Annotated in this window: 11 protein-coding genes; all 11 read right to left on the minus strand. The window is 36.4% G+C overall.

What is annotated here, in order from left to right; all coding sequences use genetic code 11:
• Positions 1-28: 28 nt before the first annotated feature.
• The 11 genes from cas1b to cas6 (IEX65_RS25250) all read right to left on the minus strand — a co-directional run bounded on the left by cas1b (position 29) and on the right by cas6 (IEX65_RS25250) (position 12,141).
• A complete protein-coding gene (cas1b, locus tag IEX65_RS25200; protein WP_188770651.1) occupies positions 29-1,033 on the minus strand; it encodes a type I-B CRISPR-associated endonuclease Cas1b in 1,005 nt (334 codons plus the stop codon).
• Positions 1,030-2,196: an ATP-binding protein gene (locus IEX65_RS25205; RefSeq protein ID WP_188770652.1), complete on the minus strand. Its 1,167-nt coding sequence runs from the start codon at positions 2,194-2,196 to the stop codon at positions 1,030-1,032. Before IEX65_RS25205 ends, cas1b begins: the two co-directional genes overlap by 4 nt.
• A 67-nt stretch (positions 2,197-2,263) precedes the next feature.
• Positions 2,264-2,806: a CRISPR-associated protein Cas4 gene (gene cas4 / locus IEX65_RS25210; protein ID WP_188770653.1), complete on the minus strand. Its 543-nt coding sequence runs from the start codon at positions 2,804-2,806 to the stop codon at positions 2,264-2,266.
• Positions 2,807-3,973, minus strand: a complete 1,167-nt coding sequence (locus IEX65_RS25215) for an ATP-binding protein (RefSeq protein WP_188770654.1) — start codon at positions 3,971-3,973, stop codon at positions 2,807-2,809. It lies immediately after the preceding gene.
• Positions 3,974-4,108: 135 nt separating this feature from the next.
• Entirely contained in the window at positions 4,109-5,173 is a 1,065-nt protein-coding gene (locus tag IEX65_RS25220; protein ID WP_188770655.1) for a CRISPR-associated protein Cas7, read from the minus strand.
• A gap of 21 nt (positions 5,174-5,194) precedes the next feature.
• Positions 5,195-6,520: a hypothetical protein gene (locus IEX65_RS25225; protein ID WP_188770656.1), complete on the minus strand. Its 1,326-nt coding sequence runs from the start codon at positions 6,518-6,520 to the stop codon at positions 5,195-5,197.
• Between the two features lie 2 nt (positions 6,521-6,522).
• On the minus strand, positions 6,523-8,691 hold the full coding sequence (cas3, locus tag IEX65_RS25230; RefSeq protein WP_188770657.1) for a CRISPR-associated helicase Cas3': 2,169 nt from the start codon (positions 8,689-8,691) through the stop codon (positions 6,523-6,525).
• A 1-nt stretch (position 8,692) separates the two neighbouring features.
• The gene (locus IEX65_RS25235) at positions 8,693-9,292 is read right to left on the minus strand and encodes a hypothetical protein (RefSeq protein WP_188770658.1); all 600 of its coding nucleotides are present in this window, start codon (positions 9,290-9,292) and stop codon (positions 8,693-8,695) included.
• Positions 9,293-9,300: 8 nt separating this feature from the next.
• Positions 9,301-9,960 carry a CRISPR-associated endoribonuclease Cas6 gene (gene cas6 / locus IEX65_RS25240; protein ID WP_188770660.1) on the minus strand — a complete coding sequence of 220 codons (660 nt, stop codon included), beginning with the start codon at positions 9,958-9,960 and terminating at the stop codon, positions 9,301-9,303.
• A 393-nt stretch (positions 9,961-10,353) separates the two neighbouring features.
• The gene (locus tag IEX65_RS25245; protein WP_188770662.1) at positions 10,354-11,286 is read right to left on the minus strand and encodes a helix-turn-helix transcriptional regulator; all 933 of its coding nucleotides are present in this window, start codon (positions 11,284-11,286) and stop codon (positions 10,354-10,356) included.
• 42 nt (positions 11,287-11,328) lie between these two features.
• Complete coding sequence (gene cas6 / locus IEX65_RS25250; protein WP_188770664.1) at positions 11,329-12,141, minus strand: CRISPR-associated endoribonuclease Cas6; 813 nt, start codon at positions 12,139-12,141, stop codon at positions 11,329-11,331.
• Positions 12,142-13,195 lie beyond the last annotated feature (1,054 nt).

Raw genomic sequence — 13,195 nt, forward strand, 5'->3', positions numbered from 1 at the left:
TAGGGATGGTCGGCCGCTGCCGTGGGGGTTACCAATTCATTTTAAACGGCTTATACTCTTCAATTCCAAGTAGATGTTTGCTGAGTTTGTAGCATTCTAACTTCACCAAATGCTTATAGCTTACATTTCGTCCCAAACTTCGATGTTTGAAGGTTTCCTTTAGTTTGTCTTCAAATGCCTGTGCAAAGGTTTTTCGAGCCGTATCTTTCATCACACAACGATTGAGTTCTTGTCGGAAATCGGAGGCTTGAATTTGCTTTTTATTGAGTAAACTAAATATGGTGCGGTCAACTAAAATGGGTTTGAAAATTTCGGCTAAATCAAGTGCCAACGAATACCGTCTGTAACCAGGTTCGTGCAGAAAACTTATCGTTGGATTGAGCTGAGTATGATAAATCTGGTCGAGACATAGCGTGTAGCACATCATATTTCCAAATGAAATCAAAGCGTTTACTTCATTATTGGGTGGTTGTTTAGTGCGGTTTCCCATCGAAAAATCATTGATTATCACATCAAATGCCTCATAATATGTCTGGCGGATATTTCCTTCCAAACCCATTAATTCATCAATTTGGGTAGTGTCTTCAATTTTTGTTATGTAGTTTTGAATGGCCGAAATCTGTTTTCCGACTTCTTTTTGGCGGTTTTGATAATATTGCAGATTCTTCAACATATTATTAGCTCCGCCCAGCACAAATTTCTGAGCAACAACTATCCGCTTTTTATTCGATAAAAAATACTTAGTTTGTTCAACCTGCATCTTACCCGCCAACAAATATTCTTTTGGCATAAACGAACCCGTATAATGCTCATAATAATCAAAGAAATGCACCGAAATATGGTGTTTCCCAAGAAAATTATACATTGCCGAATTGGCATCAAGCGACCCAAAACAATAAATATTATCTATTGTCTCAACGGGTAAATATCGAGCTTGCCCTTCACAGCCATTTTCATCGACAGGCAAAAACCGCAGCGTATTGTCTTGCCTACTCAGGCGACCAGGATTAAACAAATAGTACGTTTTCTTCATAATAATTGTTTTATTTCATTGAGCAAAAAAGCCTTTAAACCACACACCCATAAACCTTCGCCCATTGGATATTTTTCACCATCGGGAATAATTACGTATTGATGATTGGGTTGAATGTCTTCAACTGATTGATAAAAGCCTTTTGATACCTTCGGAGCATTTGAATACTTGATTTCAATACAAACTTTTTCTCCCTTCTGCGTGATGGCAATCAAATCACATTCGGCACCGTTGTGAGTACGGTAGTAATAATATTCCCATTGATTACCAACAGTTCGCTTGATTTCTTCAATCACATAGCCTTCCCACGAAGCTCCCAATAAGGTATTTGACAGCAATAACTCATAATTTCCCACTCGAGCCAAGGTGTGCAACAACCCCGAATCTCGAATATATATTTTAGGAGCTTTTACTAATCGTTTCGATACATTGGCAAAATAAGGTTGCAATAATTCTATCCAATAGCCCCCCTGCAAGAGTTCAAGGTAAAATTTTATAGTTGGTTGAGAAACGTCCATTGACCTCCCTAAATCACTGATATTTAGCACATTACCATGAATATGCGTAAGCAGACGAATGAATCGAGTGAGTGTTTGGCTCGAAACCTCGTAACCCATTCCTCGCAAATCTTTTTCCACAAAAGTATAAGCTAAATTCTCCAACCATTTTTGTCCTCGGGCAATATCTTTGCTCAGAAAAGCAATCGGAAAACCTCCCTTAAACCAGTGTTCTTTCATGGTGGCTAACTCATAAACTTCTGTTATCGAAAAGGGAGTAAGCTCATGATACGCAATTCGCCCCGCCAGAGATTCGGTGCTGTTGCGTAATAGATTCGGTGATGCCGACCCTAATAACACAAATCGAGCAGTTGAACGATTACGGTCAATCAATGACCTTAGCAAAGGGAACAACTGTGGCATCAGCTGAATTTCGTCAATTACCACACATTTATCTTCATGGCTTTCGAGATAACTCTCGGCATCGGTTAGCTTTGCTACATCTCGGTCAGATTCCAAATCCAGATACAAAATAGGTTTTTGAAGATACTCCGCAAAAGATTTGGCGAGGGTGGTTTTACCTACCTGACGTGGCCCAACAATGGCAACCGCTGGGTAAAAATCGAGGTCGTCGAGTATCTGATTGAGTTTGTTTCTTTTTATCATTTTTCCATGAAAATTAAAAGTTAAACTTATAATTTTCATGGAAGAAAAGCAAATAAAATCAAATGTATTATTCTTCCGTACTCCAACAAAAATCAAAATACGAGCATTTACTACATTTTGATTTGGGTAGGGTAGGAGGGCAGCTTTCGAGCGAAATAATCTCAGTAGTTTGTAAAATCGATTTTTCAATTTTCGCTTCGCCTTCCTCGCTCAATTCCACTCGCTCGGTTTGGCGGAGTTTTGGATATTCGATTTGTCCGTAATTGGCGGTGATGTTATTCTTACGCAATAAATACAAATAAAACTGCACCTGTGCCACATGAGCTAACTCTTTAGCCGCCGATTTTTTGGTTTCGTAAACCACACCCCGAATCGCATCAAAAAAATCAATCTTGGCGGTGCAAGTCACAAAACCCTTGTCAGTAAAAACTTCGGCCGAAACCTCCAATTCTTGGTTTTTATCAGCTCTTTGTGGATAGCTTGTTTCGCCAATCAATTTCCCTTCAGCCACAATATCAGATGTATGCTCCATACGTATCGCATGGGCGTGCAGCCATAGCTTGCGGTGGCATAAATGCAGATAATTGATAAGAGTGGCGTTGATATTCATCTATAATTTGGGTAAAAAATCTATCAAAAACTTGCTGAGCGATGTTACTGTAATATTTGCTTCTACTTTATAGGTTTCATTGGTTTTGGCGATTATAAATCCTTCTTGGGCATTCGTATCTGCCATTGTTATTCTAAATCCTTTACTGATTTGTGGGGCCGAACTAAATTTAATCTCAATGGCTGCTTTTACTTGGTTGTTATGCTCAATAATCAAATCGCATTCTGCACCTTGTTGGGTTCTGTAAAAATAGGGCTTGGCATCAATCAATGTATATTGCATTTCTTCGATGATTTGCTCAATCACAAAGCCCTCCCAAGAAGCCCCCACTTGAGGGTCGTCGAGTAGGTCTTTTTCTTGCATAATATCTTTGAAAGCGTGCAGAATGCCACTATCACGCAGATAAATCTTGGGCGATTTTACCAAACGCTTCGGAATATTGACAAAGTAGGGCTGTAAACGACGAACCAAAAAAGCCCCTTCCATTAAATCCAAATACCGATTGATGGTTGGGTGTGTTAAGCCCATCGAGCGGCCAATACTTTCCGAATTCCATAAATTACCGTGAACACTCGCCAACATCCGCCAAAAGCGTTCAATCGTTTGTGGTTCGGCACTTAGCCCCAACAAAGCCAAATCTTTTTCTATGTAAGTTCTGATAAAGTTTTTTCGCCAAATCATGCTTCCTCTCTCCGAGCCAGCCAAATAAGCAAGCGGAAAACCACCTCTGTGCCAAAGTTTGGTTTCATTTTCGTTACCCACCTCATGGAGCGTAAAAGAGGGTAATTCGATATACCCAATTCGACCAGCCAACGAATCTGCACTTTTCTTGATGAGCGTAGGCGAAGCCGACCCCAAAATAATAAAACGCCCGACACGTCGGTCGGTATCAATAATGCCTCGTAACTCAGCCATTAATTGCGGCATTTGCTGAATTTCATCTAAAATAATGAGCTTATCTTGATGGTTTTGCAAATACAGCACAGGGTCAGATAATTTCTGACGGTCAGCTGCCGACTCTAAATCGAGGTAATGAATCGACTGATTTTTTGCTAAAGCCTTAGCCAATGTAGTTTTCCCAACTTGGCGAGGCCCGATGATTCCCACCACAGGAAAAATTGTCAGATATTCGTCCAACAACGGTTCTATATTTCTTATTATTTCCATGAAATCTGTAAATTATATTTTCAATTTTCATGGTAAATGTAAGAATATAATTAATTAAATCAATGTTTAAAAATAAAGTGCAATATGAATAAACTTGGTAAGTCCTTGAATATTAAGAACTTACCAATTATTATATCAGAGTTGATTTTCGTAATCAAAATCAGAAAGTAGTTTGATTAAATGCTCTTCGGCTTTTTCGAGGGCGTCAGCACTTCCGACTGAACCCGCAATAAAACTTGATGCGATAGGAGTTACAAAAATATTAGCCTTAGTTGTTTCGTCGATTTTAGGTACAGCAGTTGGACGTTCTCTATCATCCCTCAGTTCTCCTCTAATTGCATAGGCAATTTGATTAGCATTATCACTAATAGCCAGTGCAACTGTTTCCATTAAACTAAATGTACGAGCTTGATTAGAAGTAATTCTCCAATTTATCAATGCACTTGCCAACTTAGGAATAATTTCATCTCTCTTTGCTTTCGGACAAATTAAGCATTTACCAAAGATATTTTTCCCATCAATCCAGCCTTCTTCCCTTAACTTTTCTTCAATTTCTGGGAATAATTCGGGTTCTAATTTATTCGTAGAAACGCAAAATAATGTTCTCAAATCAATTGCAATATCATAACTAAATAAACCCGATGCACGAGTTTGGTCTTGAATAAACGCACGATTAGGCAATGAACGTTGATTTGTAGTTAACCAAGTTGTAAGTTCTTCATCAGAAACTTTTGCACCTCTTTTTTTATTTTCAAGCCAATAAACTTCAACTTTGTGGTGTTCGGGGTGAGAAGTTCTATCAAATGTTAGATTTTCTGTTGGATACTCAATTCCGCCGAGTAAAGGATGTAAGGGTCGCATTGCCGAAATAGATAAAGGGCTACGTCTTTTTACTGTAAAAGCACCACTTTCAGCCTTCATAAAACCTCCCAATAATTGGTCAGCAAAGGTAGGGTCACATGGTGAGTGTGGTTCTTTTTGACTTGCTTTATTCTCTTTTTTGTCGATTTCCCAATTAAAAGTCATAGCTGCAAAAGGAAGTTCTAATGCTTCTATCACAGAGCGTTTTACTTGTTGACCGCTTGAGTATGCCATTTTCCTGCCAAATTGTGGGTCAACATAATATTTTTGCCCATCGTTAACAGCAAAAACGGTGTGTTCGGCATGGCGTAAGCCTCTTAAATAAATAAATGGTTTCATGTCTTTTATGATTAAAATGTTTTAAATCTTTGATTTTTGGTATGAATATTCAAATCTGATAAGTGTGTTAAACAAAGGAAAATTGTCTGATGGCATTTTTAAAATCTGTTCAACAACATTTTTAAAAGTATCAGCATTATCATTATTGATAATCTCAACTAACCCATCTATAAAGTCTTTGATGGTTTTTGAGTCCATTACTTCTTTTGAAGTACGATTTTGTGTTTGCTTGGTTTTATCCCTATCTGGTTGATTTAACTCTAAATCAATCAGCGTTTTAGCTACATCCGAAGCTAATTGCAGTAATTCTGTTTTGTTTAACATTGCCGTAATCCAAATTTGGTATAACTGAAATATTTGAAATGAATTTTCATCTGAAAATTTAAAGTCTTTGCCCTGTGCAAAGTCAACAGAACCTTTTGGCATAAATTCACGTAATCCTCGTGGTTCTATTGCTTTTAAGCCTATTGTTCCCATTTTACAGGCACTTTTAAAGTTGTAAAATGTTTCCAATTGACTGATTTGTTTTCTGTTCAATACAACCTCACTTTTATCTAAAAATAACTTATCTTTCAGTTCATAGAGATATTCTATTTCTGGTAGATAAATATTTATAAATCCTAATGTGGTATTAGTTTGAGATAGATTATAAGCATAAGCCGTGATTTTACCTTGAAACCTTTTGGTTAAAGCAAATATTACCATTGACCAAGCTTTCGTTGGAATTGCCATATTACCTTGCACCTCAGTTATTTCTACTGAAAATCCATCAAAAGGTCTATCTTTATTAAAATCGTCACTTAAAAAATGAGATAGCCATTGTCCATTCCACGTTTCAATTTGTTTATTTTTAACATTAGGGGTTTGTCTCAAATATTGACGATAATATTTCCAGCCTTCAAAAAGAGAAATTAATATTTCATCTTCTTGCAAAAGCATCACAAAACCACCACTTATTCCAATTCCTAATGCTTGTCCAATCCATGAAGAATAAATTTCTTCTTCATTTGGAGAATAATCTAAGTTTGTAACTTGTCCAGAGGTGGTTGCAGATACTCCTCCCGCAGCATAACCAACATAAGTTGAACCACTTAATCTATTATTTTTTATATCTTCCCTTAAACGATTCAGTCTAAATATTGACTCTTTTTCGCCATTAACAAGGCTGTTGGGGCTAACTGCTTGAAAAAAAGTTGAGCCATGAACGTGCATCAAATGCTTTTCATCATCAAAAAAGAGAGGAAAAAACACTTCATCAAAAAACTGTTTGGCTGAATAATCGTGTGGCTTTTTTTCTTTTTCTCTATAAAGTTTGAGAAATTTTTTGCCAATGTAGCTTGTGTACATATCTATAAGAAATTATTATGTTCAACTAACTGTAAACCCAATATTTTGTAATCTTCTTCTTTTTGTGGTACTACAAATGGATATGCTCCAATCTCCAGTTGTTCGTATTTGTTTTTTTGTCTTGTAATAGTTTTATAATTCACAGGTATTTCCAACATAATTCGCTCTTCCCAATTGGCAACCAAGTATTTATCTCTATCACATTCGAGAATGCAGGTCGCACTTTCTATTTCCAGTGCATCAACTATGACAGCCTTTTTGTTATTGGTTAATTCTTTGATAGAGTAGCCACCGTCTTTATAAATTAAGTGCATATCTATTTCTTTGGTGTTTAATGAAGGAAAAACAATGTCAATTTTTTCTTGTAAAGTTCGCTCTCCAAGCACATCAAAATTATCGGGAAGTTGCTCGTAACTTGCCCTAAGAATCTCCATTTTGTATGGCATAACATTCCCCACTGGTTTTATTACGTGTACAGGTTTATATTTCCCTATTGTGTCTTTATTACGTTTTCGGTTTACACGCCCAAAACGTTGAATAAGTCCATCCAAAGGAGCTGCTTGGGTTATCATTCTATCAAAACTAATATCGAGACTTACTTCAACTACTTGGGTTGAAATGACTAAACAAGGCATTAAACCATTACCAAACTTTACACTTCCATCTCCATTGAACTCTGATTTTAATCGAGTTTCTAAAGCAACTCTATCACCTCTTTTAAATCGACTATGAATCAACATCATAGGAATATTTGGAAACTCTTCTTTTAATGTTATATAAGCATTTTGAGCTTTATTAATGGTATTGTAAACCATCAATACTTTTTCCTTTTGTTCAAAAGCGTTTTTTAAAATATCAAGTATTACTTCTTCGTCTTCAATTTTAGATACTTGATGTCTATTGAATGTATCTAAAATTTCATCTGATAATTTTACTTCATAAACTTCATTTTCACCCCCTAAAATATTTTTAAGTTCGTTATACAAAACACTTGGCATTGTGGCTGTCCCAATATGGATTTTACAGTTAAATCTTAGCAAAGTCTTAACTATTTCTAAAACCATACTTCTTGAATAATCAGAATATGTATGAATTTCATCCAAGATTATATCTGTCCCTTCTAAATCTAAAATCATAGTTTCAAAACCAGAAGTACCAAAGACAATCGCAGCTAATTGATGTGGGGTAAGCACTTTAACTGCTGAACCAGCTAACGGCTGTAAAATTTGTTCATCAAGCTTACCTTTGGCAATTAGTTTCGAGGTAGCATGTAGCAAACGAATGTCTTTATTGGGAACTGTTGCACATATACGCTCCCACATTGCATTTATACTTGCTTGAAAGGGTAATGTGTAAAAAACTCGCCCTTTGCATCTTCGTAAAAGGAAATCTGTTTTTCCAGCACCAGTTGATGCTACTACTAAAGTATGTTTGCGTTTATCATCTGTCGAAACTTGAGAAAGTGGATAAATATCACTTTTCCTTTTTTCGTCATCATAATAGCTCAAATCTGGAATTTCAAACAAAGGTTTTAGTTTATCCTCTGTTGCGTGTGTAAAAGCAGAAGCGAAATGGTCTGCTGACTTCAATAAACCACGAGCAGGAGAAAACCCAAATCCTTTCTTTTTACAATATTTTACAGCGTAAAGTATTGCTTTTTCTGCTTCTTTTCTTGCGATTTCAATCGTTGGTAACTCAAAATATTGTAAAATTTGAAGTCCATATTGATACCATTGCTCCCAATCTTTCAAATGATTATCTATCATTTCATCACCCTCATTCTCCATCAAATCTAAAATACCTCTACTTGTTGGGTCGTTTTGAATAGATTTATGATGTCCAACCACTAAATCAATCAAAGAATCCCATTCATTTTGTGGGAAACAAGGTAAAAATGCTAATGAAGAGATTTCATGGCGATGAATAAAATCCCATTCTCTGCTTTCAACAAGGTTTTCGCCATTAACATTTTTGATTTTTCTTTGAAAATGCGGATGAGCCTTACCCAAATCGTGCATTATTGCTCCTTTTCGAGCAGTTTCAACATTAAAGTTGAAAGCATACTTTTGAGCAAAAAGCTCGATTGCCAATGTTACTTGTTGAGTATGTTCTAAAAGCGTTAAACCACCATAATTGATACTTTTCGCTAATATTTCGTTGAGTGGTAGCATCTTAACTTCTGATAGGATTTCCAAATACTTTCAACTCACCAAACATTTCAGAGGCATTATCATAACGATTATGACCAACCTTAAAGCCATTCTCAGCGTTTGTAAAAATGAGTTCAAACCCTTCAATTTCATCGAATGTTGTAGTGTATAATTCTAAAAGTTCAACAGGAAATAACAAATCTTCATTTCTACAAAGGCAAATGGTTTGCATAAATGCAATAGAAGCATCTTCTTTGTTTTCAAATGCTAAATACAAATCAGGATTCAGCATAATGCCTCTATTTAGAATTGAAATATTATCTGCTTGATAATAAGTCCTACTCAAAGTGTCCTTTTTCTTCGCATATTTAAACCCACCTTTCGACCAAGTTTTTTCTTGTTGAATATCAAGACCTTGATAGTTAAGGCGGTAACGTTTTATTTTATGAACTTTCCCTTTAAATTCTTCACCAAGCAATTCAGGGAACAGTTTTTTCTCAATACCTTCCACAATAGAAGGAGTAAGAAACTGTTGTGAAAAGGTTTCACTATCTCTCACTGCTGTCCATGGTTTAATAAAACCAAACTGACCGCTGTATTTTACTACGTAGTATTTTTCCATCTTGATTTTTAGATTAACGAGCCAAAACCTATACCTGTTGAGCTTCCTACACCAACATTCCATGCAAAAGCAAGCTGTTCGGGTGTTCCTTTAATTATTACAGGGCAGATTGTTCCCTTATTCTGAATACCTTTATAAGTAGTTCCTTTAATTGCAAAATTTTGATAGTTTTCATCGAATCTTGCTTTTACACCTTCATGGTCAAGCCCCGCCTTTTTTAGCTTATTAATCAAAGTCTCGGTAAGTAAAGAGTTAGCCTCATCGTCTGTTGGATAATAAAACTTTGTTCTTCCTTCAACCATTCTTTTTATAAAAACAGGACTCGCCACTTGAAATTTATTCTCTCTTTCAAATATTGGTTCTTTTTCAATTGTCAAAGAAGTGATGACCATACCATAGCCAAATGAGTTATCTTCTTGGATACTTTTAATAATTTGTTTTAACAAATCAACATCATGGCAGCTTATGAAGTATTTACTTCCATTTTTAAACTCAAGCCCTTTGCTTCCTAAAGCTTTCCCATCTCGTAACCATGAAAATGAGTAAAGAGATACAGCATCATGAACACTATTTTTCCCCAGCCAATAGTGAAGTTTACTGACTTGTGTTTCTTGATAGCTAAAAGGTACTATCTCTTTATTTCTTGATAATTGAATATGTAATCTCATATTATTCTGTTATTAATTTAATCGAGATATTTCTGTAAAATGAAAACCAACGCAAATTTCGCACTCAGAATCACTACATAGTCCACAGTTTAAACAAACAAATGGCTTATTAATTAATCGTTCTTTTTTAGACATAGCTTTATCGTTTTAATTACACCACAAATGTAAGTAAAATAAAAAAGCCAAAACAAGTAAAATGTAAAATTAATTATTTCATCAATTCAATATTCAAGTATTTAATATAAAAATTGTATCTTTGCCCTTGGTTTTTGCTCGTCACGGAATTGAAAGAAACAAGTAAATTGTAAGTATTAAATTGAACCAGTGTCAGCAAAAACCATTATTTTATTTGCAAAGGTTATTGTCTTCCTTATGTATTACCCGCCCCACCCCTTAATTTTCTAAAAAATTTATTCGACCAATGTGAGTTTTGATATGCTCAATGAGGCTTTCGGGTTCTACAATCTCAATGATGTGTTCGTGGTAGCCCAATATAAAATTGGTCAGTCCGAAAAAACGCTCATTTACTTTGCATTCAAAATCAAAAACACCCGCTTCATCGGCCGATGGTTGCAAATAGGCTTGGGTGAGCGGAAATCGTTCAATGAGTTCGTTGTAACCGCCCACTTTTAGTTTGATATGTACTCGTACTTGGCGGTCGTTCACAATTCTGAAAGGGTCGGTGGCCGTCACGTAATGCCGAGTTTCGTATTCCCAGTTTTGCTTTTGTAGCTCTACTCGCTCAATTCTCGAAATTCTGAAATGTCTAATCACCTGCTTATCAGTATCAAAGGCGTGCAGAATATCCTCTTTTGTGCTTACCGAAAAAGGCTCAACCATTCGGTCGGTTACATCGCTGCTATTGGTCGAGCGATAATTGATGAGTTTGACAACTCGCTTTTGTTGTTTGGCTTGTTCGAGCAGATTGGCTTTGGTCAGAAATGTCTTTGAAAACAAACTGCTACCGAGTTTCGATACATCATAAACCGTTTCGAGTTTTTCTCTGATGCGTTCCAATCGCTTATCGCTGGCGTTGGCTTTGGTGAGTGCTTCGAGCAAGAAATCTTTTTCGGCCTCCGTAAAAAACAATACGTCTTCCAAAAACTCCATAGATTTGTTTGGCACGATGGCATACCGATGTTTGTCATCGGGTTTTACCAAGAAATCAGCATCACGGAGTTCGTTAAAATCCTTTTTTATGGTATCTTTATCTACGTTATACTTCGTTGCCAACATCTTGCGGGTATGATGGTAGGGACGTTCGAGCAAATCTTTCAGAATAGCCAATAGCCTGTATTTGGGGCTATTATCATGGAATACATTCATTTGAAAGGATATTAATATTTGAAACGGTATTGTATAAATGTGTTAACTGACAATAACTTCGCAGCAGCCAAGCCCGTTGGCCGAGTGCTTGCCAAAACCACCCAGAAACCCAACTTCTAAAACGTCGGCAGGAGCCAATACTTCAAAACTAAAATTAGTGAAAGCCCTAACTTTGGTTTCGCTGGCTTTGTCCTGTTTGATAGTCAATAGTCTGCTTTTTAGTTTATCTTTCTTTAATAGACGAAACTTAACCAATCGGGCGGCCGTCTCGACATCAACTTTCATGGCATCAGGATGCACACTGCTGTATTTTTCCAGTAAATTATAAGCAAAGTAGGCTGCAAAATCAGGGTCTTCGGGGCTAAGGTAGTTATCTTTACCATCCGCTTTTTTTCGAGCAACCACAATAGGAGAGAGGGTTTGGAATGTTACTCGCTCACTGCTAAAATCTTCGTTAGGAAGTGATTCGATTCGCTCAATATTGAAGCTGGCTCGATAGGTATTATCATAAATGCTGACGGTCTGATTTCGGAAGAGTCCGACAATGAAATCTTCGGCCGCTTTATCAATAAAGAATGAAACCAAAACTTTTATTGGTTCAACGCTAAGTTTCATATAACTGTCGCCCGACTTGATGGGTTGGGCCAATCGAGTAATCTGGAAATTAGAGAATGTAAAGTGTTTAAAGTTCTTGAGCGAACGACGCACCTGGTAGCCTCGTTGGTGTAGAAACTCGGCATATTGTTGGTCGGCCTCATTCAAACGGCTATAAACCCACGACATAAACGGGTATTGGTAATTGAAGATAAGCTGTTGGCAGTCGGTTAATGGTCTTAATGTTAGAACAAATCTCATGGCAGTTTAACGGGTGGAATAGTGTTTGGGTGCAAGTAATAGTAAAGGATAGAATCAAACAAGAGTTAAGACATTTATTTATCTTACGGTAGGCTACTTAACGACTTTATCGAAATAATTAAAGTCACTAATGGAGTTTTTTAATGTCTGGAAATATCACTTCTTACGTGTAAAATCGCACTCTTATGTAGAAACTATTTTTACTTATTGTACAAGCCTATGAAATAGATTGTAGCTACTTGCAGGAGTAGAAGTATAAAAACACTAATATTTTGTATTTTATTCGGGTTTATAATAAAAACCCAAACCATTTCATCTGTGATTTAATATTAAACTCAATAAATCCATTTTAACTTGAAATAGTTCTCTAATAACATCAATTAAATTTATAGCTTTCATCAGCCCTTAACAAGCCGTCAACAAACCTAAAACTGTCTGTCAACAAGCTGTTGACGAGCCGTCAACAAAAGTAAAAAAGTCTGTCAACAAGTGTAAAACAGGTCGTCAACAGGTCGTCAACAAGCCGTTGACAGCATATTTTGGTCTGTCAACAGCAATCTTCAGCATAAACTGTAATAAACATATCTTTTATGAAATCTGAGTATCAAGTTCAACAGTAGAAAGGCTCGTTGCAGGCTTTGTTATCATTCTCTGAATCTTCTCTGTCAACAAACGTAAAACAGGCTGTCAACAAGCTGTTGACAGGCCGTCAACAAAAGTAAAAAAGTCTGTCAACAAGTGTAAAACAGGTCGTCAACAGGTCGTCAACAAGCCGTTGACAGCATATTTTGGTCTGTCAACAGCAATCTTCAGCATAAACTATAATGAACATATCTTTTGTGAAATCTGAGTTACTGTACTCAACAGTAGAAAGGATTGTTACAAGCTTTGTTGCTATTCTTTAAATTTTCTCTGTCAACAAACCTAAAACAGCCTGTCAACAAGCCGTTGACAAGCCGTCAACAAACCTAAAACTGTCTGTCAAGAAGCTGTTGACGAGCCGTCAACAAAAGTAAAAAAGTCTGTCAACAAGTGTAAAACAGGTCGTCAACAG

The sequence above is a fragment of the Emticicia aquatilis genome, from assembly GCF_014644295.1.
GTDB lineage: Bacteria > Bacteroidota > Bacteroidia > Cytophagales > Spirosomataceae > Emticicia > Emticicia aquatilis.

Excerpts from the sequence above, each read along its gene's own strand:
- cas6 (WP_188770664.1), bottom strand. The coding sequence starts at position 12,141 with ATGAGATTTGTTCTAACATTAAGACCATTAACCGACTGCCAACAGCTT.
- IEX65_RS25215 (WP_188770654.1), bottom strand. The coding sequence starts at position 3,973 with ATGGAAATAATAAGAAATATAGAACCGTTGTTGGACGAATATCTGACA.
- IEX65_RS25205 (WP_188770652.1), bottom strand. The coding sequence starts at position 2,196 with ATGATAAAAAGAAACAAACTCAATCAGATACTCGACGACCTCGATTTT.
- IEX65_RS25245 (WP_188770662.1), bottom strand. The coding sequence starts at position 11,286 with ATGAATGTATTCCATGATAATAGCCCCAAATACAGGCTATTGGCTATT.
- IEX65_RS25225 (WP_188770656.1), bottom strand. The coding sequence starts at position 6,520 with ATGTACACAAGCTACATTGGCAAAAAATTTCTCAAACTTTATAGAGAA.
- cas1b (WP_188770651.1), bottom strand. The coding sequence starts at position 1,033 with ATGAAGAAAACGTACTATTTGTTTAATCCTGGTCGCCTGAGTAGGCAA.
- IEX65_RS25235 (WP_188770658.1), bottom strand. The coding sequence starts at position 9,292 with ATGGAAAAATACTACGTAGTAAAATACAGCGGTCAGTTTGGTTTTATT.
- cas4 (WP_188770653.1), bottom strand. The coding sequence starts at position 2,806 with ATGAATATCAACGCCACTCTTATCAATTATCTGCATTTATGCCACCGC.
- IEX65_RS25220 (WP_188770655.1), bottom strand. The coding sequence starts at position 5,173 with ATGAAACCATTTATTTATTTAAGAGGCTTACGCCATGCCGAACACACC.
- cas6 (WP_188770660.1), bottom strand. The coding sequence starts at position 9,960 with ATGAGATTACATATTCAATTATCAAGAAATAAAGAGATAGTACCTTTT.
- cas3 (WP_188770657.1), bottom strand. The coding sequence starts at position 8,691 with ATGCTACCACTCAACGAAATATTAGCGAAAAGTATCAATTATGGTGGT.